Below are 25,289 nucleotides of genomic sequence, written 5' to 3'. Positions count from 1 at the left end.
GTGAAAGTTTTTCCGGCGAACGGGCGGAGCGGCTCCCGGCGCACTCCTTCTGCGCGACTTTTAACGCCATAAGGCAGGATCAATAAGGGGGAAGTTCGGGCGGGCGAGGGGAGTTCGGGGTGTCGGGGAGGCGCCGGCTGGCACTGGTGACCGTCCTCGTCCTGGTGACAGCCACGGGGGCGGTGCCGTTCCGGACGAACGTCTTACCGGAGATCGTGCGGATCGCGTTCGCGATCGAGAAGCGGGAGATCGTCTACGCGTGGGGCGGGGGACACGCCGAGGATCCGGGTCCGTCGAAGGGCACCTGCCTGGGCTACACCGGCAGGATCAAACCCTGCCCGGCGGCCGACACGCGGGGGCTCGACTGCTCGGGTTTCACTCGGTGGGTGTACGCGCTGGCGCACGGGGCGGACGTGCTGGGCCCGGGTAACACCGATGACCATGTACAGAAGATGCGCCGGGTGCGGATCGCCAGACCCGGCGACTTAGTCTTCTTCGGGAAAATCACGAAAAAGCGAGTCAAAACCCACCACGTCGGCATCTATCTGGGTGATGGAAAGATGATCAACGCCCCCGAGACGGGAGCCGTCGTCCGGGTCGACCCGATCGGCCGGATCAGGGACTTCGCCGGTTTCTACCGGCTCTGAGGCCGTCTTGGTATGGCTGTAACGCGTGTCACGTCTCGGAAATTGAGAGACCCGAGGACTACTGTGTGCCGCTATGGACAGGCGATGGGTGGGCACGGGTGGCATCGAGGTGATCCCGGTGGTGCGCGCGGGGCGGCAGGTGCTGCGCGTACGCCGTGACGGGTGGCTCGTCGCCGACTGCGTCTCCGTCGCCGAGGTGGCCCGGCACGTCGACCTCGCCGATCTCTGCGAGGTCGTCGAGCTGCCCCGGCAGCGGGGCTATGAGGCCGTCGGATAGTCGTCCCGACAAGTTCGCATCATGGCTGGACCCCGTGTATGGTTACACCTGTCCGCAGCGCGGACAGGCCCCTATAGCTCAGTCGGCAGAGCGTCTCCATGGTAAGGAGAAGGTCAACGGTTCGATTCCGTTTGGGGGCTCCAGCTTGGACGAGCCTCACCGGGAATCTCAGGTGGGGCTCTTGTTGTTGATTTCAGTGGTCGGGTGTTCTTGGGGCATACTAGGAGCACCTCACCTGACCAGGCGGAGTTCGTATGCGCTCCCCAGGTCGGGTATCCTCTACGGGCCGGGGCTTTCGTCCGGCTCAAAGGCGGAGTAGCTCAGTCAGGCAGAGCAAACGGCTCATAATCGTTGTGTCGCCGGTTCAAGTCCGGCCTCCGCTACTGCCCTTTCTCAGGTCGTCGACCTGAGTTGGGGCATGTCCTAATCCCGAACGTAGAAAGGCACTCCCACGTGGCTGCCACCGACGTTAGGCCGAAGATCACGCTGGCCTGCCAGGAGTGCAAGCACCGCAACTACATCACGCGGAAGAACCGGCGAAACGACCCGGATCGGCTTGAGCTGAAGAAGTACTGCCCCAACTGCCGCTGCCACCGCGCGCACCGCGAGACCCGCTAGCTCTTCCCGAGCGCGGTCTTGCCGGGCAGGACCTGCCTGGTTCACATCGCACAACCGGCGTCCCGACCGTGGGCGCCGGTTTGTCGTGTCTGAACTCCGTTCCGGCGGTTCGTCTCCCCATCCCGCTGCCGCGTGTCCACCTTCCCGGCGCGGGCAAAATCGCGGAGGTCCCCGGCGACAGCCGAACCTTGTTCTGTTAGCGTCTGCTCCAACGTCGGCGGACCTGCGAGGGAGCACAGATGGCCTTGAACCGTGACTTCGTTGGAAGGACGTACGCGTCCACGACCCCGTACGAGGTCAGCCGGGTGAAGATCAGGGAGTTCGCCGCGGCGATCGGTGATCACAACCCGATCTACCGCGACAAGGAGGCAGCCCAGGCCGCCGGGCACCCCGACGTGGTCGCACCACCGACCTTCCCCATCGCGTTCAGCCTGCAGAGCGGTGGCGAGGCGCTGGCCGATCCCGACCTCGGCCTCAACTTCGCCATGGTGGTCCACGGCGAGCAGCGGTTCGAGTACCACCGGCCGATCTACGCGGGAGACGAGCTGGTCACCAGTTCGACGATCACCGACATCCGCAGCGCCGGCCGCAACGAGTTGCTCACGGTCAGGAGCGACATCACGACCGTGGCCGGCGAGCCGGTCTGCGTCAGCTACAACACGATCGTCGAGCGCGGAGGAGCGGCCTGATGACAGCCACGGTGAAGTACGACGAGGTCGAGGTCGGCCAGCAGATCCCGGCCGCCGACTACACGGTGCGCAGGCTCGACCTGGTGATGTACGCGGGAGCCTCCGGCGACTTCAACCAGATTCACTGGAACGAGCGGTTCGCCAAGGCCGTGGGGCTGCCCGACGTGATCGCCCACGGGATGTTCACCATGGCGCAGGGCGGCCGGTTCGTCACCGACTGGGCGGGCGACCCCGGCGCCGTCGTCGACTACGGGGTGCGGTTCTCGTCGATGGTGGTCGTGCCCGACGACGACCAGGGGGCCGTGATCACGGTCAGCGGCGTGATCGAGGAGAAGCTGGACGACAAGCGCGTGGTCGTCGCCCTGACGGCCAGGTCGGGCGACGCCCGGGTGCTGTCGAAGGCCCGGGCCGTGGTGCGGCTCGCCTGACCGCGCCGCACTGGATGTCGCGCTGGGTGCCTGCCGTGCCGGGTGTCGTGCCGGGTGTCGTGCTGATGCCGTGATAGGGCCGGCGGCTCCAGGGTAGGCGGGTCCCTATGACTGAAGCCCCACATGATGTCAAGGTCTGGCCCACGGTGAGCTCGATCCCGGTCTCGGCGGTGACCGACGACTCACCGCCGGGCCGGCTGCTCCCGCCGCGGATCGAGGAGGTGGCCGGCGCCAGCGGTACCGGCCGTGACTCCACGGGTGGCGCGGCCGGCGGGGGCGCGGGTCGTGACGCCGCGGGCGGCTCCACGGGCGGGGCCGCGACGGGCGTGGGCACGGGCCGGGCCAGATCCGCCACCGGGGGCGCGCGGGGCAACCCGGCCGCCGAGTTCGGCTTCTCGGGCGACCCGGGCCAGCACGGCACCCCCGACGACGACATGCTGCACGCCCAGCGCGTCTGGGACGGCACCCTGGCCACCAACCGCCTCGACGACCTGGGCGTCAACACCGAGCGGCAACGGGTGGAGACCGCCGACGTCACCATCACCGTGGGCGTGCTCGTCGACGGGCGCCCCGACGACGTACGCCGGTCGCTGCGCTCGGTCCTGGACCACACCAGCGCCGCCGTCCTCGCTCTCGACCTGGGCGACGTGGACGGCGCTGGGCGGGTGCTGCGCGAGCTGGCCGAGGAGTATCCGGAGCGCGTCATCGCCTGGCACGTGGCCGAGCGGCCCGCCTGGCACGGCGGCACGGCGTCGTGGGGCGAGAGCCGTACGAAGCTGATGCGGCTCGACACCTCAGAGGTGCACGTACTGCTGGAGACCCTTGTGACGCTGGACGGAGACGCGATCACCCCGCTCGTCGCGGCGGTCTACGAGGGCGCGGTGGCCGCCGGATGGATGGGGTACGAGCGTGACGGCGACAACTGGCGTGAGGCCGCTCCCGGCCGGGTGGCCGCGCTGAGCGGCGACCTGATGGCGGTGCGGAGGTCGGTGGCGCTGGGCGCCTCTCCCGAGGACGCCCGTGACGGGTTCGAGCTGTCGCGCGCCCTGCGCGGCGAGCTGGTCGTCCCCCGCGACCGGCTGGAGGTGCGCCGCACACAGGCTCACTAGGGCTGGAGGTGCGCCGCACACAGGCTCTCCGGGGCCGGTGCGCATCTCCTAAGCTGGGGCGCATGCAGAAGCTCGCCCCGTACACCACGCTGGGCCTCGGCGGGCCCGCCCGCCGATTCGCCGAGGCCGTCACGGCCGAGCAACTCGTCTCTCTGGTGGCCGACTCCGATCGGCGGGCCGAGCCGACCCTGGTGCTCGGCGGCGGCAGCAACCTGGTGGTGGCCGACGAGGGCTTCGACGGCCTGGTCGTCCGGGTCGCGACCGAGGGCGTGTCGGTCTCCCGTGACGGCGAGGAGGTGCTGGTCACGGTCGAGGCCGGCGAAGACTGGGACGCGCTGGTCGTCCGCGCCGTGGCCGAGGGGTGGTCCGGCATCGAGTGCATGTCGGGCATTCCCGGGCTGGTCGGGTCGACGCCGATCCAGAACGTCGGCGCCTACGGCCAGGAGGTGGCCCAGACGATCAGGTGCGTGCGGGCCTACGACCGCAAGACCCGGCAGGTCGTCGACCTGGAGGCGAGGCAGTGCGGGTTCGCCTACCGCACCAGCGCGTTCAAGCGTGACCTCGCGCGTCACGTGGTGCTCGCCGTGACCTACGCGCTGGACACCTCGTCGGTGTCGGCTCCGATCGCCTACCAGGAGCTGGCCGGAAAGCTCGGCGTCGAGCTGGGCGAGCGGGTCCCACCGGCCCGCGCCCGCGAGGCAGTGCTGGAGCTGCGCCGAGGCAAGGGCATGGTGCTCGACCCCGACGATCCCGACACCCGCAGCGCCGGGTCGTTCTTCACCAACCCGATCCTGAGCGCCGAGGAGGCCGCCGACCTGGAGAGCCGCGCGCCCGGTCACCCCCGCTGGGACATGCCCGGCGGCGCCGTCAAGGTGCCCGCGGCCTGGCTGATCGAGCAGGCCGGCTACCCCAAGGGCTACACCCTCGGCCCGGTCCGCATCTCCACCAAGCACACGCTGGCCCTGACCAACCCCTTCGGCCAGGCCGCCACGGCCGACCTGATGGCGCTGGCCGGCCAGGTGCGCGACGGCGTCCGCGAGAAGTTCGGGGTGACGCTGGTCAACGAGCCGGTTCTGGTCAACTGCGCGCTCGCGGAATAAGGCGCGGGTAATGCGCTGTTAAGGTTGTTCGGAAACACCGAAGGGGAGTAGTCCCAATCGCGTGATCGACACACTGGCGCCTCACCGCGCCCGGTCACGCGGGCCTTCGCGGGCGGACGAGACCTTCGGCCTGGCAGTCATGCGAACAAGTCGCTGCCGGGCCGAAGACGTGCCCGCACCTCTCCCCGGGCGCCACGGTCCGGTCGCGCGGAAGAGGACCGTTGGAAGCGTTCTGGATCAGCCTCGTCGTCATCTTCGTCGCCGAGCTCGGCGACAAGAGCCAGCTCATGGCGATGACGTTCGCGACCCGTTTCAAGATCTGGCCGGTGCTGGCGGGCATCACGATCGCGACGACCGCCGTACACCTGTTCAGTGTCGCCGCCGGCGGCCTGATCGGTGACGCGCTTCCCACCACCGCCATCTCGGTCGTGGCCGGTCTCGCCTTCCTCGGCTTCGCCCTGTGGACGCTGCGTGGCGACGAGCTCACCGACGAGGAGTCGAGCAAGGCCCAGCGCACCACCAGGAACGCCGTCATCGCCGTGACCGTCGCCTTCTTCCTGAGCGAGCTGGGCGACAAGACCATGCTCGCCACGGTCACCCTGGCGACGCAGCACGGCTGGCTGGGCACCTGGATCGGCTCCACGGTCGGCATGGTCGCCGCCGACGCGCTGGCCATCCTGGTGGGCCGCCTGCTCGGCAGGCACCTGCCGGAGAAGGTCATCAGGTACGGGGCCGCCGCCGCGTTCGCGGTGTTCGGCGTCGTGCTCCTGGTCGACGCGATCCTCTGACCCGGCTACCTCGTCAGCAGTGAGAGCCGGTGCGCCGCGGCGGCCGCCTCGCCCCGGGTGGTGACCCCCATCTTGGCCAGGATGTTCGAGACGTGCACGCTGACCGTCTTGGCCGAGATGAACAGCTCCGCGGCGATGTCGCGGTTGGTGCGGCCGAGCGCCACGAGCCGGAGCACCTCCAGCTCCCGCGGCGTGAGCAGCTCGGAACCCTCCTGCTGGCGCGAGCCGCCGCCGACGCGGCGCGAGAGCGCCTCGATCTCGTCGAGGAGAGGCACGGCCCGCAGCGCCGCGGCCAGCGGGCCGGCCACCGCGAGCCGGGACGCCGCGCCCTCCCGGTCACCCGAGCGGGCCGACTCGCCGGCGGCCCGCAGCAGCGCCTTGGCCTGGTTGTGCGGGCGGCTGAGCCGCTCCCAGGCGGCGGCCGCGGCGTCGAAGTCGCCCGCGTAGGACAGCCGGTACGCCTCGGCGACCGGCCCGCTGGCCTTGAGCTTCGCCGCCACCTCGGCCGCCTGCCGCCTGACCGCGCGGGCGCGGACCGGCTCGGTGCCATCGGACGCGTCGCAGACCGTCTTGAGCAGCGACAGCAGCCGCCAGCCCAGCATGGCCTTGGGCGACTGGGCCGGGCGGGCCAGGATGCGCTCGGCCACCGCCAGCGCCTGGTCGGGCTCGCCCCTGGACAGGTGCCAGCCGATGCGCAGCCGGGTGCTGTTGGTGATGTCCTGGACGAAGTCCTCCGGCCGCTCCTTGAGCACGCCGATCTCGGCCAGGATGCTCTCGACCAGGGCCGGCTCCCCCCTGCCCAGGGCGACGTCGGCGCGGACCCGGAGCAGGTGGTGACGCTTGCGCAGCGTCGGCCCCAGGTTGAGGGCCCGCTCGACGGTCTCGATGGCCTCGTCCCAGCGGCCGATCGCCTCCAACGTCTCGGCCCGGTTGTTGAGCACGAACAGCCCGCTGACCCGGAGCCGGCCGTACTTCTTGGACAGCCGCCAGCCCTCCTCGCTCAGGTCGAGGGCCTCCTGCCAGCGGCCGAGCTCGTTCAGCGCGTCGATGTTGTTGCCGACCGCCCGGGCGATCAGACGGCCCGAGCTCTCCTGGCGGCCCAGCTCCATGGCGGTCAGGTTGGTGGCGAGCGAGGCCTCGGTGTCTCCGGCGATCGAGTGGCCGAGCGCCTGGTTGAGCAGCAGGTCGCCTTCGAGGCACTTGTCGCCGAGCTTCCTGGCCAGCCGGAGCCCTTCCTCGACGAGGGCGAAGCCCTCCTCCAGGTCGCCGCTGAGCATGAGGTGGCGACTGATCGGCATCACCACCTCGACGCGGTCGAGCGTGGGCTCGGGCACCAGCCGCAGGGCATGGCGCAGGTCGTCGAGCACCCCGGTCTTGCCCTTGTCGACCTTGAAGCCGGCCCAGCGGACGATCAGTTTGGCGACCCGGTCCGGCTCGCGCGTCTCGTCCAGTTGGGACAGGGCGGCCTTGACGAACTTGATGCCCCGGTCGAGCTCGCCGCCGGCGAGCGCGGCCTCGCTGGCCCGTTCGAGCACCGCCGTGTGGTCGGCGCCGATCCGCTCGGCCGCGTCGGGCACCCGGTCCCAGAGCATGAGCACGCGTTCGAGCAGCGGGATCGCCTCGGTGTAGGCGAACGCGTGGAACGACTTCCGTGCCGCCTCCCAGGCGGAGATCAGCGCCCAGAGGTCGTCCCGCGCGCCGTACCAGTGGTGGGCCAGCTCGACCGCGGCGCGGCCGGGCGGGACGAGCTCGCGGTCGCGGGAGATCTCCTCGGCGTAGCGCGCGTGCAGCCGCTGGTACTCGCCGGGCAGTAACTCCTCGTGTACGGCTTCGCGGATCAGGGCGTGGCGGAAGACGTAGGCCCGGTTGTCGGCGATCTGCAGCACGTTGCCGGCGATGGCCGGGCGCAGCGCGGTCTCCAGCTCGATGTCGGACAGGCCGCTCACCGCGGCGAGCAGCGCGTGGCCGACCCGGGTGCCGCCCGCGGCGGCCACGCGCAGCACCCGCTGGGTCTCCTCGGGCAGGCGCTCGACCGAGCCGAGGATCAGGTCCTGCATCGACTCGGGGAAGGTGCAGTCGGCGCCGCAGTCGAGCAGCGCCTCGACGAACAGCGGGATGCCCTCGCTGCGGTCGTAGACCTTCTGCACCGTGGAGTATTCCGGGGCGTTGCCGAGGATGCCGGCCATCTGCTGGGCTACCTCGTCCCGCGACAGGCGGGGCAGGTCCATCCGGTAGACGCCGTCGACCCGGCCCAGCTCGGCGAGCACCGGGCGCAGCGGGTGCTGGCGGTGCAGGTCGTCGGATCGGTAGGTCATGACGATCAGCACCTGCGGGGTGCGCAGGTTGCGGCTGAGGAAGGCGATGAGGTCGCGGCTGGATCGGTCGGCCCAGTGGATGTCCTCGATCAGCAGGATCGTGGGGCGGCTGTCGGCCAGTCGTTCGAGAAGGGTGAGGAACTGCTCGAAGAGCCGGGCGCGGCCGGTGTCGGTCTCGCCGTCGGCGTTCGGCTCGCCGAACTCGGGCAGCAGCCGGGCCAGATCGCGCTCGGCCCCTTCAGGCAGCAGCGCGGCGATCTGGCCGGGGCCCTGCTCTCTGACGAGCTGTCTGAGCGCCGCGGTGAACGGCGCGTAGGCCAGGCCCTCGCTGGAGAGCTCGACGCAGCCGCCGTACAGCACTCGGGCGCCGTCTTCGGCGGCCTTCTCGACGAACCGCTGGACCAGCCGGGTCTTGCCGACTCCGGCCTCGCCGCCGAGCAGCACGGCCGTCGCGGCGCCCTTGCGGGCCTCGTCGAAGACTTCGGAGAGGGACGCCAACTGCTCTTCCCGTCCGACGAAGACGGGGCTCACCGAACGTCCCAGCATGTCATCCAGCATGTCATGCCTCACGTAGCGCTTTCGACCGTTTTATGGGGTTTACGGGGGTACGGAAGCCCGGCCGCGAGGGAGGTTGCGGCCGGGCTCTCGTGCGGTGGTCATGCGGGACGGCGCTTGCCGAAGACCGAGCGACGCTCGGACTTGTTGGCACGCTGGGCCTCTCGTACCTGGCGGTGCCGGGCGGCGGCTGCCCGCAGTTCGCTCGCCTGGCTCTTCATGAGCTGGTACTCAAGCTCGGGGTTCACGGTGTCTCCTGAAATGTCGTGCTTCTTCCTGACATCCTTAAGACTCCCGCTAAGGCCCACCCCGTCACATCGGGCGGATGCCTTATCTCCGGCGGATCATCGGCTGAGGTGTACCTAGGACCCTGCCTCGGCCTGCCTTAGTACCTCCCGAGGTAAGCCGGAACCGGGCTCCCACGGCGATCGGGAACGGCCCTCGCCTTGAGCGTCACTCGCCCCCGGTGGAGAGGCTGGGAGAGCCGTCGTCGTGCTTCGAGGTGACGTTGCCCTGGGGGTCGGGCTCGCCGGGAGCCGGGTCCGAGGGCAGCGGCATCGGGACGGCCTCGCAAGCGGCCACCGCGCCGTCGATCACCGTCAGCGACATCGCTCCCGCCACCTTGGCGGGATCGTCGCTGTCCACGGAGAGGACCAGGACCAGCGTGTCGCCGCTCGCGACCCGTCCCTTCTCGATCGTGAAGTCGATCCCCTTTCCGTCGCTGCCCATACTCACCTGCATCGGCCCCCTTGAGGCGGTCGCCTTACCTCTGGGCTCCTTACACGTCTGCCCCTGGGGCAGGTAGTCCACCACGGCCTTGATCCCCGCTGAGGAGAGCTCGGCCTCCAGGTCGGAGGGATCACGGAACTCACTGATCCGTACGCTCACCGAGCCGTCGGACAGGCGGTCCACCGCGAAGGCCGGGGTGGCGCCGCCGAGCACGGTCACCGCGGCCGTGGCGGCCGCCGCGACCCCCGCGAGCGCGGCGGCCGCCCCCACGAGGCCACGGCGCCGGACGCGGCGGGCCGGTGCCGCGGCGGTCACTCCCTCCATGACCGGGGTCCTGGCGAGGTCGTCCTTGAGCGCGTTGAGCAGGCGCTCCTCGAAATTGTTCATGCCTTTCCCTCCATCTGTACTGTCGACGGCGAAGCGCTGTCTTGAAGGGCCCGTCTGGCCCGGTGCAACCTGACTCGGGCGGTGACCTTGCCGATGTTCAGGGCCGCGGCCGCCTCGGTGACGGTGAGCTGGTCGATCGCGACGAGTTCCAGCACCGCCTGCTCGCCCTCGGGCAGGTCCCGCATCGCCTCCAGGGCGTGCCGCATCCGGCGCTCGGCGTCGATCCGCTCCTCCATCCGGACGAGGTCGTCGTCGTCCATCAACCGCCGGCCGGCGATCCGGCGGTTCACCTCCGCCTCACGAGCCGTCCGGCGGTACTGCGCGGCCACGACGTTGCGCGCCACGCCGTACAGCCAGCCGAGCTCGCTGCCCCGTCCGGCGCGGTAGGTGTGGGCCGAGTCCACGGCCGCCAGGAAGACGTCGGCGGTCAGGTCGGCGGCCAGGTGCGAATCACTCACCCGGCGTGCCACGAACCGCAGGACGGCGTCGATATGGCGGCGATAGAAGGCCTCTAAGGCCGCGGGGTCATCATGGAGGCGCACTGGCCTCGCTCCCTTCGTCGTTCGCCCTTACACCTGTGTTTGGCACGAGCGCGGCCAGGCGTTTCCCGGCCCACGTCAGACGGGTGGCGACGGGTCCGGTTTGGAGGTAGCCCGGCTGGTCGGCGATGCTGTGGAGGTGTCAACTGTGACTACCTCGTTCGCGGACGTCGCCGCGTCCAACGCGACGCTGCGAGCATTCCTGCACGGCCTGCCCGGTGTCGACCGGGTCGGCGCCGACCAGCGGGCCGCGATGCTCGGCACCCGTTCCATCAAGACGACGGCCAAGGCCCAGGCCATCGACCTGGCCATCTCCATGGTCGACCTCACGACGCTCGAAGGCGCCGACACCCCGGGCAAGGTCCGGGCGATGTGCGCCAAGGCGACGCACCCGGGCGACGGCGCTCCCACCGTGGCCGCCGTCTGCGTCTATCCCGACCTGGTGGCGGTGGCCGCCGAGGCCGTGGCCGGCTCAGGGGTCAAGGTCGCCTCGGTCGCCACCGCGTTCCCCAGCGGGCGCACCTCTCTTGAGGTGAAGGTGACCGACACCGCGCTCGCCGTCGGCGCGGGCGCCGACGAGATCGACATGGTGATCGACCGCGGCGCCTTCCTGTCGGGTGACTACCTGAAGGTGTTCGAGGAGATCGTCGCGGTGAAGGCTGCCTGCGGCGAGGCCCACCTGAAGGTGATCCTCGAGACCGGCGAGCTGTCCACCTACGACAACGTACGGCGCGCGTCCTGGCTGGCCATGCTGGCGGGGGCCGACTTCATCAAGACCTCCACCGGCAAGGTCTCCCCGGCGGCCACGCCCCCGGTGACGCTGATCATGCTGGAGGCGGTACGCGACTTCCGCGACCAGACGGGCAGGCAGGTGGGGGTGAAGCCGGCGGGCGGCATCCGCACCACCAAGGACGCCATCAAGAACCTGGTGCTGGTCCACGAGACCGCCGGCGACGACTGGCTCACGCCCGACTGGTTCCGGCTGGGCGCGTCGTCGGTGCTCAACGACCTGCTGATGCAGCGCCAGAAGCTGTCCACCGGCCGCTACGCGGGCCCCGACTACTTCACCCTGGACTGACGAGCGGGGGCGCAAGCTGAGATCACCGTGGATCTGGCCGAAGTGGCCAGGTCGGTGACATCGCCGGTGGCGCTGGTGGCCGCCAGCGCGGTGGCGAACAGGATGAGCTGGTTGAGCATCTTGAGGAAGAGCAGCATCGCCACTGCTCCGGCGACCACCTGGTAGGCGGGGTTGGCGGCGGTGAGGTTGAGCAGGGCTTGGCCGAGGGTCTTGAGGATCTCCAGGCCGATCGTGATGACGAGCGCCGGGCCGATCACCCGGCGCAGCGGCACACGCAGCCGTGGTGGCGCGGTCAGCAGCGCCATGGCCAGCAAGGTGTTGACCCCGATCCCCAGCACGAACGCCGCCACCGACAGGACCCCACGGGCGGGGGTGGCATCCACACCCACTGTGTTCACCGCAAGCCAGGTCAGCAGCCACTCGGCGGCGAAGGCGACAGTGAGCGACAAGGAGAGCAGCACTCCGAGCCCGGCCACCATGCCCAGGTCGATGATCTGGCGCAGGAAGAAGTTGCCCGGATACTCGTCGAGCCGCCAGATCGCCCTGGTCGCCGAGCGCAGCGTGTCCATCCAGAACAGGCCCGTCAGCGGGAGGACCACGCAGGCCACCAGCCCGGCCGTTCCTCCGGCATCGCGAAGCGCTTTGACGTCCAGGCGTGGGAAGGTGTCGCTCAGGTAGCGCTGCACCTCGGCCAGCGCCGCCGGATAGTCCAGAATGCGGCTGAGGAAGGCGAACCCCAGCAGGCCCAAGGCGAAGGTGGCGAAGAAGGCGTAGTAGGTGAGGGCGGCCGACAGCCGACCGGCGTCGGCCTTGTCATAGCGGATCAGGGCGCGCACCGTGTGATCCAACCAGCCGTGCCGGCTCCTGGCTCGCTTCCAGCCTGTCGCCATCCGGCCGGTCCAATGCCGGGCGGCGCTCATGGGAGGGGTCGGCACGTCGGCGAAATGCGGCCGTGAGCGCGCGCCGCGGTCGTTTCACAGAAGATGACTCACCACGCCGTCGTGAGAAAGCTGGTAGGGCGGAATGCCCCCTACCCAGATGCAAAAAATTTACCTCTCCAACATTTTCTTGGCTCAATACCTGAGAGCGTGCCTATCCCCGACCTGTGGGGCAGTTGCCATCCATGGATTCACCCCAGGAGCGCCTGTTGCGGTTAGTGCCACCGACCTTGGCGAAGATGGCCGCCTGGTGCGCGTGTCTGATCGTCATCGGCATCGTGGCCAACTACGTGTTCGGCTTCGTGGCGACGATGCGCATCGTCGCCCTGCCGGTGGCGGTCGCCCTGCTGCTGACCGCGTTGCTGTTCCCGCTCACCCGGCAACTGCGCGCGTCGGGCCTGCGGGCGATCTACGCCACCTGGGTCACCATGCTCGTCGCCTTCACCGTGCTGGCCGGGACGGGGTGGATCATCGGCGTCCGGGCCAACGAGGAGTTCCCCGGCCTGGTGACACAGGTCAGGCAGACGGCCAAGACGGTGGAGGGCTGGCTCTACACCGGCCCCCTGAACCTGGAGCCCATGCAGCTCAGCGGCTGGGTGGACGAGATCGGCAAGCTGGTGACCGAGCGGCAGCAGCAGATCACCTCGACGGTTCTCGCGGGCACCGTGGTGGTGGTCGAGGTGCTGGCCTCGATCGTGCTCCTGCTGTTCGTGACGTTCTTCCTGCTCAAGGATGGCGACCGGATCTGGTCCTGGTTCCTCAAGGGGTTCGGCCGGATGGCGCCGCGGGTCGACCGGGCCGGGCGGACCGCCTGGGCCACGCTGTCCCACTACGTGCAGGGCACGGTGGCCGTGGCCGCGGTGCACGGCGTGCTCATGGGTCTGGTGCTGGCCATCCTGGGCGTCCCGCTCTGGGCGGCGCTCGCCGTACTGATCTTCCTGGCCAGCTTCATCCCCATCGTCGGCATCCTCTTCGCCGGTGTGGTCGCGACGCTGGTCACGCTCGGCGCGAAGGGCCCGATCTACGCGCTGATCTTCATCGGCATCCTGATCGTCGAGCAGCAACTGGAGAACCACGTGCTCCAACCGCTGATCGTCGGCCGGGTGCTGCACTTCCACCCGCTGGCGATCATCATCGTGCTGGCCGTCGGCGGCATCCTGGCCGGAATCGCGGGCGCGGTCGTGGCCGTGCCGATCACCGCCATCCTCTACCGGGCCGTGCCCGAGCTCTTCAAGGACGATCCGATCCCCCTCCCGCCAGGACGGGCCCCAGAGCCACCGGCGCAGGCCGTACCTCCTGGGAAGGAATCCGAGCAGAAGGACTGACAGGCTCGAAGGCGGCCGAATGCCTGCGTCGGTGATCACGACACGCCATGAGCGGCGCAGCCGTCAAACCGGCCTGGTCGCCGTACCGGCGTCAGGCCGGTGTTCACACCTGGCGATAAGCAGGGCGCAGATCGCTGCTTTCCACCTGGTCGTGTCCGCGCCCGGCATCGCCGGGCGTCTCACTGAAGCTCTCACCGACCTCGTCACCGCCTCGACGTGTGCCAGTGGCCGCCCTCTGGTGATCACCGTTCGAGATGAGCTCTTCTCCCCTTCACGATTGTCCGGAGGGGAGGCCCGGAATTGACTGTCTCACGGGCGGCGACCTTTCCGAAGGGGGGCCGCCAGGGTGCTCAGGTCGGAGTCGCGTGATCGTCGGCGTGTCACGCCGACCCCGTCGACTCCGCCGAGTGCCCTGGTCGGACAAGAACGGCGGGCCCCGCCCGGCGGCGCTGACATCACCTTGACATCGTGGGCGCTTGATGTGCCCTCGAAGCAGTCGATATGACCGTCTAGGCTGGCAGGCGTGACGCCTAGCTACTTCACCCTGGACTGATGATGGCGATGTTCAAAGACGCGCCGGCGTTCGAATACGCACCGGCGCCCGAGTCGCGCGACATCGTCGATCTCAGTCCTTCGTACGGGCTGTTCATCGACGGTGAGTTCGTGGACGGCTCCGCGGCCTCCTTCAAGACCGTGAACCCCGCGACCGAGGAGAAGCTGGCCGACATCGCGGGCGCGTCCTCCGACGACGTCGACCGGGCGGTTCAGGCGGCCAGGAAGGCGTTCGGCGGCTGGAGCGCGCTGCCCGGCTCCGAGCGGGCCAAGTACCTGTTCCGCGTCGCCCGGCTCATCCAGGAGCGGGCCCGCGAGCTGGCCGTGCTCGAGACCCTGGACAACGGCAAGCCCATCCGCGAGTCGCGTGACGTCGACCTGCCGCTGGTCGCGGCCCACTTCTTCTACTACGCGGGCTGGGCCGACAAGCTGGGCCACGCCGGGTTCGGGGCCGATCCCCGGCCGCTCGGCGTGGCGGGGCAGGTCATCCCGTGGAACTTCCCGCTGCTCATGCTGGCCTGGAAGATCGCGCCCGCGCTGGCCTGCGGCAACACGGTCGTGCTCAAGCCGGCCGAGACCACGCCGCTGACCGCGCTGCTGTTCGCCGAGATCTGCGTGCAGGCCGGCCTGCCGCCCGGCGTGGTCAACATCGTCACCGGCGCCGGCGAGACCGGGGCCGCCCTGGTGGCCCATCCCGACGTCAACAAGGTGGCCTTCACCGGCTCCACCGAGGTGGGCCGCCTCATCGCCCGCACCGTCGCCGGCACCGACAAGAAGCTCACCCTGGAGCTGGGTGGCAAGGCCGCGAACATCGTGTTCGAGGACGCCGCCATCGACCAGGCCGTCGAGGGCATCGTCAACGGCATCTTCTTCAACCAGGGGCACGTGTGCTGCGCGGGCTCCCGGCTGCTGGTGCAGGAGTCGATCCAGGACGAGCTGCTGACCGCGCTGAAGCGCCGGCTCGGCACCCTGCGGCTCGGCGACCCGCTCGACAAGAACACCGACATCGGCGCGATCAACTCGGCCGAGCAACTGGCCAAGATCCGCGCACTCAGCGAGATCGGCGAGCAGGAGGGCGCCGAGCGCTGGTCGCCCGCCTGCGAGCTGCCCGGCAAGGGCTACTGGTTCCCGCCGACGCTGTTCACCGGCGTGGCGCTGTCGCACCGGATCGCGCGCGAGGAGATCTTCGGTCCCGTGCTGTCGGTGCTGACCTTCCGCACTCCGGCCGAGGCCGTGGAGAAGGCCAACAACACCCCGTACGGCCTGTCCGCCGGGATCTGGACCGAGAAGGGCTCCCGGATCCTGTGGATGGCCGACCGGCTCCGGGCCGGAGTCGTCTGGGCCAACACCTTCAACCGGTTCGATCCCGCGTCGCCGTTCGGCGGCTACAAGGAGTCGGGGTACGGCCGTGAAGGCGGGCTGCTCGGGTTGGAGGCCTACCTTGACGTGTGACCACAGACGCGGCCGTCGCCGGATCCGCCGCCACCAGGCCACCCGGGGTCACGCCTTCGCCCGTGCCGGCCGGCCCGTACGCACCGGCTGGTACGCCCACCGCTGCGGCGTGAGCCGGTGCGGTCAGGTGTTCGTGCCGGTGCAGATGTCGCAGGAGATCATGTGGAGGGGGCGCGGCGATGAGTAGGTTGGCCGTTCGCAAGACCTACAAGCTGTTCATCGGCGGGGCCTTCCCCCGCTCCGAGAGTGGGAGGTCCTACCCCGTGACCTCGCCCAAGGGAGACTTCCTCGCCAACGCCTCGCGGGCCTCGCGCAAGGACGCCCGCGACGCCGTGGTGGCCGCCCGCAAGGCGTTCCCCGGCTGGTCGGGCGCCACGGCCTACAACCGGGGCCAGATCCTCTACCGCGTCGCCGAGATGCTGGAGGGCCGCCGGGCGCAGTTCGCCGAGGAGCTGGGCACGGGCCGCAAGGCGGCGCTGGAGGCGGTCGACGCCTCGGTCGACCGGCTGGTCTGGTACGCGGGCTGGTCCGACAAGATCGCCTCCGTGCGCGGCACCGCCAACCCGGTCGCGGGCCCCTACTTCAACCTCTCCTCGCCGGAGCCCACCGGTGTGGTGGCCGTCGTCGCCCCCGCCGATCCGCTGCTGGGGCTGATCTCGGTCGTCGCGCCCGTGATCGTGACGGGCAACACGTGCGTGGTCATCGCCTCCGAGCCGTCGCCCCTGGCGGCGATCACCCTGGCGGAGGTGCTGGCCACCTCCGACCTGCCCGGCGGCGTCGTCAACGTGCTCACCGGCCGGCAGGAGGAGCTGGCGCCCTGGCTCGCGGCCCACATGGACGTCAACGGGCTCGACCTGACCGGGGTCAAGGACACCGACCTGGCGTTGCGGTGCGAGCAGTCGGCGGCCGAGAACCTCAAGCGGGTCCTGCGGCCCGCCTCGCCCGACTGGGCGGCCGATCCGGGCCTCACCCGGATGACCCGCTTCCTGGAGACCAAGACCGTCTGGCATCCACAGGGCACCTGACACCGAAACCGGCCGGCCTCCATGGGGCGGCCCGATGAGGGCGGCTCGGCAGGTCAGTAGGCGAAGCCGGGCGGGTGGACGAGGGGGTGGGCCGCCTCCAGTTGGGCGGCCAGGCCCAGCAGGTGCGGCTCGCCGCCGGGCGGGGCGACGAGCTGCACCCCGATCGGCAGCCCGCTGGAGTGGGTGGCGATCGGTACGGCCAGCGCGGGCCAGCCGCACATGTTCCACGGCCCGGTGGCGGGGGCGTACCTGACGTTGGCCAGCAGGTTGCGCGCCAGGCCGCGGCGGCCCCAGCCGTCGGCCTTCGGCGGCACGGCGGCCAGGGCGGGGGTGATGAGCACGTCGGCGTCGCCGAACCACTGGTCGGCGCCGTAGCTCCGCCAGCGTTCGCGGCTCCGCTCGCCGTCGAGACTCAGCCTGGACAGCACCCGGCCACCACGGGCGAGGGCGCGCGTGCGGCGTTCGAGGCGCCCGCGGTCGAGCCCGTCGGCCGCCTCGGCGGCCCGCGTGAGCCAGGTGGCGACCGTGGCGGGACCCAGCCAGAACGGCAGCCGGCGGTCGTGCTCGACGATCGTGTGCCCGGCGACGCGGAGCGTCTCGGCGGCGCCTCGGACGGCCGCCTGGAACTCTCCGTCCATCGGCAGCCCGGCGGGCAGCGGCTGCGGGGCGTAGGCCACCCGCAGGTCGAACGGCTCAGGGCCGGACGGCGGCGGCTGGGGCTCCCACATCTCGTCGTCGTCGGCCCAGACCGACCGCAGCATCCGGGGCGCCGGCTCGATCCGCGCGCCGCCGCGCCACGCCTCGGCCAGCGTCGGGTCGGCGGCCAGCACCGAGAGCGTCAGCGCCAGGTCGGCGGCGCGGGCGGCCACCGGGCCGTTCTCGGTCAGGCCGTGCCAGTCGTTCGACGGAGGGGGGATCAGGCCGGTGCCCGGTTTGACGGCGTACACGCCGCAGCAGGCCGCCGGGATGCGCAGCGAGCCCATGCCGTCGTTGCCGAGGGCGATCGGCACCATCCCGGCCGCCACGGCCGCCGCGCTGCCCGAGGACGAGCCGCCCGCCGTACGGGACGGGTTCCAGGGGTTGCGCACGGTGCCGTAGGCGCTGTCGCCGAAGGCGACGAGCCCCAGCTCGGGCAGGTTGGTCAGGCCGACCACCACCGCGCCGGCCGCGCGCAGCCGGGCGACCGTCTCGTGGTCGCGCGGCGCGGGCGCCTCGGCGGTGGCGGAGGAGCCGCCGCGCGTGGCCTCGCCCGCGACCTCCAGGTTGTCCTTGACCGCCACGGGCACCCCGGCGAGGGGCAGGTCGGCCAGGTCACGGCGGTCGCTCAGGGCCTGCGCCTCGGCCACGGCTCGCTCTCTGACCAGGCGGAACGCCCCCACCCGCGGATCGCGCTCGGCGATCGCGTGAAGGTGCTCCTCGACGACGGTGACGGCCGTGACCTCTCTCTGGCGCACGGCCGTCGCGATCTCGACAGCGGACCTGCCTGCCCACGACATGCCTAGAAGTGTGCAGGTTTTCACCGTTGGTTGCGAGGATCCCGTCCGGCCTGCTTCAGCGCGAGGCGTAGCGCGTACTCGATCTGCGCGTTGACGCTGCGCAGGTCGTCGGCCGCCCACCTGGCGATCGCGTCGTAGACGGCCGGGTCCAGCCGGAGCAGGAGTTTCTTGCGAGCCTTCGGCCCCGCCGGAGGCGACTCGGAGTCCGTCGGCTCGCCTTCGCGCTCAGGCATAGAGGCTGCCGGCGTTCACCACCGGCTGGGTCGCCCGGTCGCCGCACAGCACGACCAGGAGGTTGGACACCATCTGCGCCTTGCGCTCCTCGTCCAGCTCGACGACGCCTTCGGCGGCCAGCCGGTCGAGTGCCAGCTGCACCATGCCCACCGCGCCCTCGACGATCCGGGTGCGCGCGGCCACGATCTGGCTCGCCTGCTGGCGGACCAGCATGGCCTGGGCGATCTCCGGCGCGTAGGCCAGGTGCGTGATGCGGGCCTCGATCACCTCGATGCCGGCCAGCTCGGTGCGGTCGCGCAGCTCGGCGGTCAGCTCGGTCGCCACCTCGGCGCCGTCACGCAGGCTGGTGCGCTCGGAGTCGTGGGAGTCGTAGGGGTGGGTGGTGGCCAGGTGGCGGACCGCGGCCTCCGACTGGATCGCGATGTACTGCTCGTAGTCGTCGACCGCGAACGCGGCCTTGGCCGTGTCGGTCACCTTGTAGACGACCACCGCGGCGATCTCGACCGGGCTGCCGTCGGCGTCGTTGACCTTGAGCTTGGCCGTCTCGAAGTTGCGCACGCGCAGCGTGACCGTGCGCCTGGTGGTGAACGGCAGCAGCCACTGGAAACCGGCGTCGGAGATCGACCCCACGTAGCGGCCGAGGAACTGCACCACCTTCGCCTCGTTCGGGTTGACCACGGTGAACCCGCTGGCGACCAGCGCGACGAGCACGCCCCAAGCGCCGAGCAGGCCCCACTCGGTGCCGAGGATCTCAAGCCGGATCGCGGCCGCCGCGCCGCCCAGCACCAGCAGAACGAGCAGGACCAGGAACCCGTTCAGTCGGAAAGCACGTCGTTCCATCGCAACTCCTTGCTATCGGGGTGATATCACCATGATAGCCGCATGGATCCGCCCGGCGCGTACCGAGTTTCCGTACGATCCGCCGGTGCACCGCCGACCGTCACGCCTTCAGCCACACCCGGAGCGGGCCGATCGGGGCGAAGCCGTGCCTGACGGCGGCCGTCACGTCCCCCTCGTAGCCGGCCAGCGCGCGACCGGGGAACAACTCGGCGGCCAGGGCGATCGTGCCGGCCCACGCGGTGTCCTCCGGGCAGCCGTGGGCGAACACGTTGGAGACGCCGGCGACCCGGCCGCTCAGGTTGAGCACCGAGCCGCACACCAGCTCGCCGCCGAGCCGGCCGGCCAGCACCGCCAGGTCGGGCCTGATCAGCAGCTCGGGCCGGAACAGGCCGCCGTCCTCGCCGGGGAAGCAGGCGCGCTCCCAGGCGGCGAGGGTGGCCGGGTCGCGGACCACCTCCCAGACGACCTCCGCGTGGCCGGTCTCCCGGTCGGGCGCCGGGCGGTGGATCCACTGGGCCTCGAACAGCACCTCGAAGCCCGCCGGGCGCAGGTCGAGCGTGGCGAAGCTGTCCTTCACCGACGCGCCGGGGCCCTGGTCGACGGCGTCGAGCACGTCGCCCGCCGTCGCCTCGGGGGACAGGGTGACGGCGTCGGGGTAGTAGAGCGGGGTCCTGACCGGGCTGGTCCAGGCGCGCGGGCCGAAGACGCCCGTGATCCCGTGGGTCCGGCACACCGCCTCGCACCACTCGGCGTTGTTGCGGGCGGCCTCGATGACGCTCATGGGGTCCGTTCCATTGGGGGAGATGGTGCTGGCGAGGTGGTGCGCGAACCTCAGCGCGGAGCCCGCTTCACGCGCCGGGTGGGTACGGCGGTGAGGGGGTCCTCCGGCCAGGGATGCTTGGGATAACGGCCACGCAGCTCCGCGCGGACCGAACGGTAGCCGTCGCGCCAGAACGACGCCAGGTCGGCTGTGACCGCCACCGGGCGCCCCGCCGGGGAGAGCAGATGGATCAGCAGCGGCACCCCGGCGATCGGCGGCGCCTCGTCCCAGCCGAACAGCTCCTGCAGCTTCACCGCCAGCACCGGCTGCTCACCCGAGTAGTCGACGCGGATCCGGGAGCCGGTCGGGACCTCGACGCGCTCCGGCGCGACCTCCTCCAGGCGTTCGCTCCATGGGACCAGCCGCCGCAGCGCCGAGGCCACGTCGATGCGTTCCAGGTCGGCCCGGCGGCGGGCCCGGGACAGCTCGGGTTCGAGCCAGCGGTCGGCCAGGTCGGCGAGTGAGTCCATCGGGGGCCACGGGTCGCCGAGCGCGCGATGGCAGAACGCCAGCCGGTCCCGCACGGCCAGCGCCTCCTTCGTCCAGGTCAGCACGTCCTCGGTGCGCAGGCCGGTCAGGACGGCCTCGCGGACGTCGGCGTCCTTCAGCGGGGCGGACGACAGCTCGATCGCGCCGAGCCGCTCCACCACGCGGGCCGAGACGTCGCCGCGCCGCTCGCCCGGCGGGACCCGCCAGGCCACCTCCTCCTCGACGGTGACCGGCACGACCCGCCGCGCGGTGTCCTCGTCGATCTCCACGGCCTGCCGGACGCGGGCCGACGCCGAGCCGGTGGGCCGGTCGGCGACCGCGACGGCCAGCCAGCGCGCCGACCCCAGCCTCGATCCCTGGGCGAGCTGCGCCTCGGTGCCCGACGCCATCAGGTAGCCGCCGCCGCGCCTGCGCGCCACCCGCTCGGGGAACGCCAGCGCCACGACCAGCCCGGCCAGCGCGTCATCGGCCAACCGCTCACCCGCCGTCCCGGCCGTCCCGGCCGTGCGGCGCAGCCGGGTGACCTCCTGGCGCCAGCGGGCGGCGAAGCCGTCGTCGCCCCGGCGGGTCGCGCGCCAGATCTCGACGAGGTCGTCGCCGGCCTCGCGGGGCAGGGGCTCGGACAGCAGGGCGACCACCTCGGCGGCGCGTGGCCCGGCGTCGATGAGCGCCCTGGCCAGACGGGGATGGACTCCGGCCCGTGCCATGCGCCGGCCGCGGCCGGTCACGCGGGCGGCTCCGCCGGAGGTGCGTTCCAGGGCGCCCAGAGCGTGCAGGGTACGGGTGGCGGCGGCGAGCGCGGCGGGCGGTGGCGGGTCGAGCAGGGCGAGCCCCTCGGCGTCGGGGACGCCCCAGCAGGCCGCCTGGAGCGCGAACCCGGTCAGGTCGGCGAGCGCGATCTCCGGTCGCGCATGGTCGGCCAGGCGCTCGTGCTCAGCCGCCGGCCAGCAGCGGTAGACGGCCCCCGGCGCCTCCCGGCCGGCCCGACCGGCGCGCTGGGCGGCCGACGACCTGGAGACGCGGACCGTGGTGAGCGAGCCGAGCCCTCGCGCGTGGTCGGTGCGCGGCTCCCGGGCCAGCCCCGAGTCGACCACCACCCGGACGCCGGGCACGGTCAGGCTCGACTCGGCCACCGACGTGGCCAGCACCACCCGGCGCGCCGAGCCGGGAGACAGCACGGCGTCCTGGACGCGGGCCGGGGCCTGGCCGTGCACCTGGAGGACCTCGACGTCGCCGAGCATTCCGGCCACCCTGGCGATCTCTCCGACGCCGGGCAGGAAGCACAGCACGTCGCCCTGTCGTTCGGCGAGGGCCCGGCGGACGACCTGGGCGACGTGGGACAGCAGCGCGGGATCGACGCGCAGCCCGTGCGGGGGCGCGACCGGCCGGGCGGGCGGCGCCCACACGACCTCCACGGGATGCGTCGCGCCCGTCGCCCTGACGATCGGCGCCACGCCGGTCGCGGCCGCGGACGGCCCGCCGGCTGCGTCGGCGCCGAGGAGGCGGGCCCAGGGGAGGGCGTCGGCGGTGGCGGAGGTGGCGAGGACGCGCAGGTCGGGGCGGAGCGTGTCACGGACGTCGAGCAGGAACGCGAGCGCGGTGTCGGCGTCGAGGTGGCGTTCGTGGCATTCGTCGAGCAGCACCACGTCCACCCCGGCCAGCTCCTGGTCCCGCTGCAGCCGCTGGAGCAGGACGCCGGTGGTGACGACCTCGACCATGTGGTTGGCGCCCACCCGGCGCTCGCCTCTGATCGTGTAGCTGACGCCCATCCGCTTGGCCGCGGCCCGTACGGCCAGCCGGCGTGGCTCGGCGACCAGCACCCGCAGGCCCGCCTCGGCCAGCGCGAGCGGCACGACGGTCGTCTTGCCCGTGCCCGGCGGGGCGGTCAGCACCGCCGTGCCGTGCCGGTCGAGCTCGGCGAGCAGCAGGGGCAGGACGTCGTGGATGGGCAGTCGGTCGGGCGGACCGATGGGCGGGCGGTCAGACGGGCTCATGCGCCGCCGTCAGCACGGAGTCGAGCAGGCCGGGGAAGCGCGCGTCGAGGTCGTCGCGGCGCAGGCTGATGTACTTCTTCCGGCCCTCCTGCTTGGACATGATCACTCCGGCCTCCCGGAGCATGCGGTAGTGGTGGGACGCGGTCGACTTGTGGACGCCCAGGTCGTCGCCGGCGGTGGAGCACGTCATCTCGCCGTGGGCGGCCAGTCTGCCGACGATCAGCAGGCGTACGGGATCGGACAGCGCCTTGAGCACCTCGGTGAGCTGGATGTCCTCCGGGTTCGGATGCGGGAGCAGGCGCATGGCTAGACGATACCTCCGTCTAACTGTTTGACATACATCCAACTATACGTCAGTTTGATGCATGTCCAACTTTATTTCTGGAGGCCAGGTGAATCCGCGGCTCTATCCGCTCGCGTTGGGAAATTTCGCCATCGGAACCGGCATGTTCGTCACCGCCGGACTTCTTACGCCGATCTCCGGTGACCTCGGCATCTCGCTGTCGGCCGCGGGCCAGTTGATGACCGTCTTCGCCCTGGCGTACGCGGTGCTGTCGCCGTTGCTGGCCGCGCTGAGCGCCCGCCTGTCGCGCCGGAGGCTGTTGCTGATCGCGCTCGCGGTCTTCGTGCTGGGCAACGTCCTGTCCGCGCTCGCGCCCACGTACCCGCTGGTTCTGGCCACCAGGGTGATCGCGGCGGCGGGCGCGGCGATGTTCACGCCGACGGCGTCCGGAGTGGCGACCGCGCTGAGCCCGCCCGAGCGGCGTGGACGCGCGCTGGCTCTGGTGATGGGCGGGCTGGCCGTCTCGTCCGCGATCGGGGTGCCGCTCGGCACCTGGCTGGGCGACGTGTCGGGCTGGCGGGCCACGCTCTGGCTGGTCGCCGGGCTCGGCGTGCTCGGCTTCGCGGGGGTCGCGGCCGCGGTGCCCGACGTCGCGACCCTCGCCACGGCCCGGCTGCGCGAGCGGTTCGAGCCGTTGGGGGACCGGAAGGTGCTGCTGGTGCTGGGGACCCAACTGCTGGTGTTCGCGGGCGCCTTCACCGCCTACACCTACATCGGGTCGCTGCTGGACCTGCCGCTGACCGCGATTCTGTGGGCCTGGGGGCTCGGCGGCGTCGTCGGCAACCAGGTGGGCGGGCGGCTCACCGACAGGTTCGGGGCGCGGCGGATGGTGCTGATCGGGCTGGCCGCGGGCACCATGGCCACCGGGCTGATCCCCGTCGCGAACCTGGCGCTGCCCGTCGGGCTGGTGTGGGCGTTCCTGTGGGGCGTGCTCGGCTGGCTGATCGCCCCGGCCCAGCAGTATCGGACCGTCGCGGTGGTGCCCGGCAACGTCCCCGTCGGGCTCGGGTTGCTCTCCTCCGCGCAGTACGTCGGGCTGTTCGTGGCGGGCGTCGCCGGAGGCCTGGCCCTCGACTGGTACGGCAGGGTGGGCGTGATCGCGCTGTCCACCGGGTTCTGCCTGGTCGCGCTGGTCTTCACGCTGGCGACCTACCGGCGGGAGGTGGCGCCTGCGGCAGTGGCGCCGGCCCCGGTCGGGTAGGGGCCCCGTCAGCCCTGGGCCGGGATCCAGTCCAGGGTGACCGCGAGGATGACGATGAGGCCACGCGGTAGGAATTCTCCGTCAGGGACGGCGTCGGCGTCCTCGAAGGCTTTCTTGTCGTTCCCTGGTGCGGATGGGATAAGGCGACTGTTATGTTTTTTGGCGTGACATCTGAGTTCATTTCGAGTCCAGAGGCACTCGCCGTCGAGTACGACCGGCACCTGAAGCAGGTGGCTGACGCGTACGGCGAACTGAACGAGTTGACTGTGAGCACTCGATCGGACGACGGGATGATCACAGTCACCGTGGGACCGCGAGGGCAGGTCCGCAAGATCACGCTCAATCCGCGGGTCTCCCGCGTGCTTGAGCCCTCCGAGCTTGCCCAGGCGCTGATGGAGCAGATCGGTCAGGCCGCCAGTGCGGTCGCCGAGCGGTCGCGCGAACTGCTCGACCCCCTGCTGCCCGACGACCTGCCGTACGGGGGGACCCTTGGAGACCACCCGAACCTCGCTGAGCTCCTGCCTCGGCCGGGTGCCCGATGAGCGGGCAGGGGTTCTCGGTCGACCCGTATTTTCTGCGCAGGGAAAGCGCGGTGATGCGCGAGCGTCACACGGAGATCGACGACGTTTCCAAGCGTCTGCGGCGTGCGTTTGACCGGGACCGAGCCACCCTCGGACAGGACGCGTACGGTGCGGAACTGTCCAAGCACCTCCCGCAAATGGAGGAGACCATCTTCAGCGCGATCGCAAGCTACCTGGACGGGATCAAAGCCACCGGCGACGGCCTGGCCGCGAACGCGATCACGTACGAGTCGGCGGTGTGGCCGTCAGAGTAGGTGCCAGCCCGCTCATGGCGACATGCACGTGTCAAGGGCGTCAGGTGATGCGGTCGCTCTTCTCTGGTCGCGCAACCGTAGGAGTGGAAGGGCTGTTGTGAACGCGTTCGACGATACTCTCGCGGAGCTTGTGGCCGTCGTGGAGCAGCAGGTGCTACACATTGGCGAGCTGCCCCAACGGCTCGGCGAGCTGGAGGCCGTTTCCCGTTCCGCCGACGGACTGGTCAGCGTGACCGTGGGGTTCGGCGGCCAGGTCAGAGCTATCGAGCTGGACCCTGGGGTGTATCGCCGGATGTCGTCCGCTGAGCTCGCCGACCGCATCGTGGAGCAGCTCGGCCGGGCCGGCGCCGCGGTTTCCGACCTGGCCGAGGAACTGGTCGCGCCGCTCCTGCCGGAGGGCGTGCGATACGGCGACGTGTTCGAGCCCGATCAGATAAACCTGAATGCCTTCCTGCCGCCGGGGCTTGACGTCAGCACGCGCTGACA

The 25,289-nt window shown here is 71.0% G+C and carries 28 protein-coding genes and 2 tRNA genes; 19 read left to right on the top strand and 11 right to left on the bottom strand.

Translation table 11 applies throughout. The annotated features are described in order from the left end of the window. The first annotated feature begins 119 nt into the window (after positions 1–119). From IEY82_RS14015 to IEY82_RS13970, 10 genes are all read left to right on the top strand, one after another. Positions 120–647 (top strand): C40 family peptidase, encoded by a 528-nt coding sequence (locus IEY82_RS14015; protein WP_189124516.1) that lies wholly within the window; start codon positions 120–122, stop codon positions 645–647. Positions 648–720: 73 nt separating this feature from the next. Next, positions 721–924: a transposase gene (locus IEY82_RS14010; protein WP_189124515.1), complete on the top strand. Its 204-nt coding sequence runs from the start codon at positions 721–723 to the stop codon at positions 922–924. Between the two features lie 67 nt (positions 925–991). Beyond that, a tRNA-Thr gene (locus IEY82_RS14005) sits at positions 992–1,067 on the top strand. A gap of 166 nt (positions 1,068–1,233) precedes the next feature. Continuing rightward, positions 1,234–1,307 (top strand) — tRNA-Met (locus tag IEY82_RS14000). A gap of 70 nt (positions 1,308–1,377) precedes the next feature. Continuing rightward, the gene (gene rpmG, locus IEY82_RS13995) at positions 1,378–1,542 is read left to right on the top strand and encodes a 50S ribosomal protein L33 (RefSeq protein ID WP_019632658.1); all 165 of its coding nucleotides are present in this window, start codon (positions 1,378–1,380) and stop codon (positions 1,540–1,542) included. A 239-nt stretch (positions 1,543–1,781) separates the two neighbouring features. Then, on the top strand, positions 1,782–2,231 hold the full coding sequence (locus tag IEY82_RS13990) for a MaoC family dehydratase N-terminal domain-containing protein (protein ID WP_189124514.1): 450 nt from the start codon (positions 1,782–1,784) through the stop codon (positions 2,229–2,231). Further along, positions 2,231–2,659 (top strand): MaoC family dehydratase, encoded by a 429-nt coding sequence (locus IEY82_RS13985; RefSeq protein ID WP_189124513.1) that lies wholly within the window; start codon positions 2,231–2,233, stop codon positions 2,657–2,659. The genes IEY82_RS13990 and IEY82_RS13985 overlap by 1 nt, the downstream gene beginning before the upstream one ends. A 146-nt stretch (positions 2,660–2,805) precedes the next feature. Continuing rightward, entirely contained in the window at positions 2,806–3,768 is a 963-nt protein-coding gene (locus IEY82_RS13980; protein ID WP_189124512.1) for a hypothetical protein, read from the top strand. A 62-nt stretch (positions 3,769–3,830) separates the two neighbouring features. Then, the gene (locus IEY82_RS13975) at positions 3,831–4,868 is read left to right on the top strand and encodes a UDP-N-acetylmuramate dehydrogenase (RefSeq protein WP_189124511.1); all 1,038 of its coding nucleotides are present in this window, start codon (positions 3,831–3,833) and stop codon (positions 4,866–4,868) included. A gap of 221 nt (positions 4,869–5,089) precedes the next feature. Next, the gene (locus tag IEY82_RS13970) at positions 5,090–5,656 is read left to right on the top strand and encodes a TMEM165/GDT1 family protein (protein WP_189124510.1); all 567 of its coding nucleotides are present in this window, start codon (positions 5,090–5,092) and stop codon (positions 5,654–5,656) included. A 5-nt stretch (positions 5,657–5,661) separates the two neighbouring features. Here the strand turns inward: IEY82_RS13970 and IEY82_RS13965 are convergent, their stop codons facing one another. The 4 genes from IEY82_RS13965 to IEY82_RS13950 form a co-directional block, all read right to left on the bottom strand. After that, complete coding sequence (locus IEY82_RS13965; protein WP_225263245.1) at positions 5,662–8,517, bottom strand: ATP-binding protein; 2,856 nt, start codon at positions 8,515–8,517, stop codon at positions 5,662–5,664. A 110-nt stretch (positions 8,518–8,627) separates the two neighbouring features. Next, complete coding sequence (locus tag IEY82_RS13960; protein WP_189124508.1) at positions 8,628–8,774, bottom strand: hypothetical protein; 147 nt, start codon at positions 8,772–8,774, stop codon at positions 8,628–8,630. A 205-nt stretch (positions 8,775–8,979) separates the two neighbouring features. Further along, on the bottom strand, positions 8,980–9,642 hold the full coding sequence (locus IEY82_RS13955; protein WP_189124507.1) for a hypothetical protein: 663 nt from the start codon (positions 9,640–9,642) through the stop codon (positions 8,980–8,982). Continuing rightward, positions 9,639–10,184 (bottom strand): RNA polymerase sigma factor, encoded by a 546-nt coding sequence (locus IEY82_RS13950; RefSeq protein ID WP_189124506.1) that lies wholly within the window; start codon positions 10,182–10,184, stop codon positions 9,639–9,641. The genes IEY82_RS13955 and IEY82_RS13950 overlap by 4 nt, the downstream gene beginning before the upstream one ends. A 145-nt stretch (positions 10,185–10,329) precedes the next feature. Between IEY82_RS13950 and deoC the strand changes: the two genes are divergently transcribed. Then, positions 10,330–11,259, top strand: coding sequence for a deoxyribose-phosphate aldolase (gene deoC, locus IEY82_RS13945; protein WP_189124505.1), 930 nt, complete (start codon positions 10,330–10,332; stop codon positions 11,257–11,259). Here the strand turns inward: deoC and IEY82_RS13940 are convergent. Then, a complete protein-coding gene (locus tag IEY82_RS13940) occupies positions 11,241–12,095 on the bottom strand; it encodes a YihY/virulence factor BrkB family protein (protein WP_225263244.1) in 855 nt (284 codons plus the stop codon). The genes deoC and IEY82_RS13940 overlap by 19 nt on opposite strands. Before the next feature lie 341 nt (positions 12,096–12,436). On the opposite strand from IEY82_RS13940, the gene IEY82_RS13935 reads away from it, so the two are divergent. The 4 genes from IEY82_RS13935 to IEY82_RS13920 all read left to right on the top strand — a co-directional run bounded on the left by IEY82_RS13935 (position 12,437) and on the right by IEY82_RS13920 (position 16,551). After that, a complete protein-coding gene (locus IEY82_RS13935; protein ID WP_225263243.1) occupies positions 12,437–13,522 on the top strand; it encodes an AI-2E family transporter in 1,086 nt (361 codons plus the stop codon). Between the two features lie 561 nt (positions 13,523–14,083). Beyond that, a complete protein-coding gene (locus tag IEY82_RS13930) occupies positions 14,084–15,526 on the top strand; it encodes an aldehyde dehydrogenase family protein (RefSeq protein WP_372459725.1) in 1,443 nt (480 codons plus the stop codon). Then, entirely contained in the window at positions 15,516–15,713 is a 198-nt protein-coding gene (locus tag IEY82_RS13925) for a hypothetical protein (protein ID WP_189124502.1), read from the top strand. Before IEY82_RS13930 ends, IEY82_RS13925 begins: the two co-directional genes overlap by 11 nt. Beyond that, positions 15,706–16,551 (top strand): aldehyde dehydrogenase family protein, encoded by an 846-nt coding sequence (locus tag IEY82_RS13920; RefSeq protein ID WP_189124501.1) that lies wholly within the window; start codon positions 15,706–15,708, stop codon positions 16,549–16,551. Before IEY82_RS13925 ends, IEY82_RS13920 begins: the two co-directional genes overlap by 8 nt. A 53-nt stretch (positions 16,552–16,604) precedes the next feature. On the opposite strand, the gene IEY82_RS13915 is transcribed toward IEY82_RS13920, so the two are convergent. The 6 genes from IEY82_RS13915 to IEY82_RS13890 all read right to left on the bottom strand — a co-directional run bounded on the left by IEY82_RS13915 (position 16,605) and on the right by IEY82_RS13890 (position 22,728). After that, complete coding sequence (locus IEY82_RS13915) at positions 16,605–18,047, bottom strand: amidase (RefSeq protein WP_189124500.1); 1,443 nt, start codon at positions 18,045–18,047, stop codon at positions 16,605–16,607. A gap of 20 nt (positions 18,048–18,067) precedes the next feature. Then, on the bottom strand, positions 18,068–18,280 hold the full coding sequence (locus IEY82_RS13910; protein WP_189124499.1) for a type II toxin-antitoxin system antitoxin: 213 nt from the start codon (positions 18,278–18,280) through the stop codon (positions 18,068–18,070). Further along, positions 18,273–19,121, bottom strand: a complete 849-nt coding sequence (locus IEY82_RS13905; protein ID WP_189124498.1) for an SPFH domain-containing protein — start codon at positions 19,119–19,121, stop codon at positions 18,273–18,275. Before IEY82_RS13905 ends, IEY82_RS13910 begins: the two co-directional genes overlap by 8 nt. A 100-nt stretch (positions 19,122–19,221) precedes the next feature. Continuing rightward, positions 19,222–19,902 carry a hypothetical protein gene (locus IEY82_RS13900; RefSeq protein ID WP_189124497.1) on the bottom strand — a complete coding sequence of 227 codons (681 nt, stop codon included), beginning with the start codon at positions 19,900–19,902 and terminating at the stop codon, positions 19,222–19,224. Positions 19,903–19,952: 50 nt separating this feature from the next. Beyond that, positions 19,953–22,424, bottom strand: coding sequence for an ATP-dependent helicase HrpB (gene hrpB / locus IEY82_RS13895; RefSeq protein ID WP_189124496.1), 2,472 nt, complete (start codon positions 22,422–22,424; stop codon positions 19,953–19,955). Continuing rightward, complete coding sequence (locus IEY82_RS13890) at positions 22,411–22,728, bottom strand: ArsR/SmtB family transcription factor (RefSeq protein ID WP_189124495.1); 318 nt, start codon at positions 22,726–22,728, stop codon at positions 22,411–22,413. The genes hrpB and IEY82_RS13890 overlap by 14 nt, the downstream gene beginning before the upstream one ends. A gap of 88 nt (positions 22,729–22,816) precedes the next feature. Here IEY82_RS13890 and IEY82_RS13885 point away from each other — a divergent pair, with 88 nt between their 5' ends. From IEY82_RS13885 to IEY82_RS13870, 4 genes are all read left to right on the top strand, one after another. Further along, a complete protein-coding gene (locus tag IEY82_RS13885) occupies positions 22,817–23,968 on the top strand; it encodes an MFS transporter (RefSeq protein ID WP_189124494.1) in 1,152 nt (383 codons plus the stop codon). A gap of 152 nt (positions 23,969–24,120) precedes the next feature. Further along, positions 24,121–24,510, top strand: coding sequence for a YbaB/EbfC family nucleoid-associated protein (locus IEY82_RS13880; RefSeq protein WP_189124493.1), 390 nt, complete (start codon positions 24,121–24,123; stop codon positions 24,508–24,510). Continuing rightward, on the top strand, positions 24,507–24,803 hold the full coding sequence (locus tag IEY82_RS13875; RefSeq protein ID WP_189124492.1) for a hypothetical protein: 297 nt from the start codon (positions 24,507–24,509) through the stop codon (positions 24,801–24,803). The genes IEY82_RS13880 and IEY82_RS13875 overlap by 4 nt, the downstream gene beginning before the upstream one ends. Positions 24,804–24,900: 97 nt before the next feature. Then, positions 24,901–25,287 (top strand): YbaB/EbfC family nucleoid-associated protein, encoded by a 387-nt coding sequence (locus tag IEY82_RS13870; RefSeq protein ID WP_189124491.1) that lies wholly within the window; start codon positions 24,901–24,903, stop codon positions 25,285–25,287. Positions 25,288–25,289: the final 2 nt, after the last annotated feature.

This window comes from Nonomuraea cavernae, from assembly GCF_014646355.1.
Classification (GTDB): domain Bacteria; phylum Actinomycetota; class Actinomycetes; order Streptosporangiales; family Streptosporangiaceae; genus Nonomuraea; species Nonomuraea cavernae.
Note: the sequence above shows the minus strand (reverse complement) of the source record. Positions and strands in the feature narration are given on the sequence as shown.

What these genes read in the sequence shown, in the direction of transcription:
- IEY82_RS13985 (WP_189124513.1), top strand. Translation starts at nt 2,231, where the DNA reads ATGACAGCCACGGTGAAGTACGACGAGGTCGAGGTCGGCCAGCAGATC.
- IEY82_RS13890 (WP_189124495.1), bottom strand. Translation starts at nt 22,728, where the DNA reads ATGCGCCTGCTCCCGCATCCGAACCCGGAGGACATCCAGCTCACCGAG.
- IEY82_RS13900 (WP_189124497.1), bottom strand. Translation starts at nt 19,902, where the DNA reads ATGAGCGTCATCGAGGCCGCCCGCAACAACGCCGAGTGGTGCGAGGCG.
- IEY82_RS13910 (WP_189124499.1), bottom strand. Translation starts at nt 18,280, where the DNA reads ATGCCTGAGCGCGAAGGCGAGCCGACGGACTCCGAGTCGCCTCCGGCG.
- IEY82_RS13915 (WP_189124500.1), bottom strand. Translation starts at nt 18,047, where the DNA reads ATGTCGTGGGCAGGCAGGTCCGCTGTCGAGATCGCGACGGCCGTGCGC.
- IEY82_RS13990 (WP_189124514.1), top strand. Translation starts at nt 1,782, where the DNA reads ATGGCCTTGAACCGTGACTTCGTTGGAAGGACGTACGCGTCCACGACC.
- IEY82_RS13955 (WP_189124507.1), bottom strand. Translation starts at nt 9,642, where the DNA reads ATGAACAATTTCGAGGAGCGCCTGCTCAACGCGCTCAAGGACGACCTC.
- hrpB (WP_189124496.1), bottom strand. Translation starts at nt 22,424, where the DNA reads ATGAGCCCGTCTGACCGCCCGCCCATCGGTCCGCCCGACCGACTGCCC.
- IEY82_RS13965 (WP_225263245.1), bottom strand. Translation starts at nt 8,517, where the DNA reads ATGCTGGGACGTTCGGTGAGCCCCGTCTTCGTCGGACGGGAAGAGCAG.
- IEY82_RS13875 (WP_189124492.1), top strand. Translation starts at nt 24,507, where the DNA reads ATGAGCGGGCAGGGGTTCTCGGTCGACCCGTATTTTCTGCGCAGGGAA.
- IEY82_RS13920 (WP_189124501.1), top strand. Translation starts at nt 15,706, where the DNA reads ATGAGTAGGTTGGCCGTTCGCAAGACCTACAAGCTGTTCATCGGCGGG.
- IEY82_RS13935 (WP_225263243.1), top strand. Translation starts at nt 12,437, where the DNA reads ATGGCCGCCTGGTGCGCGTGTCTGATCGTCATCGGCATCGTGGCCAAC.
- IEY82_RS13905 (WP_189124498.1), bottom strand. Translation starts at nt 19,121, where the DNA reads ATGGAACGACGTGCTTTCCGACTGAACGGGTTCCTGGTCCTGCTCGTT.
- IEY82_RS13930 (WP_372459725.1), top strand. Translation starts at nt 14,084, where the DNA reads ATGTTCAAAGACGCGCCGGCGTTCGAATACGCACCGGCGCCCGAGTCG.
- IEY82_RS13975 (WP_189124511.1), top strand. Translation starts at nt 3,831, where the DNA reads ATGCAGAAGCTCGCCCCGTACACCACGCTGGGCCTCGGCGGGCCCGCC.
- IEY82_RS13880 (WP_189124493.1), top strand. Translation starts at nt 24,121, where the DNA reads ATGTTTTTTGGCGTGACATCTGAGTTCATTTCGAGTCCAGAGGCACTC.
- IEY82_RS14010 (WP_189124515.1), top strand. Translation starts at nt 721, where the DNA reads ATGGACAGGCGATGGGTGGGCACGGGTGGCATCGAGGTGATCCCGGTG.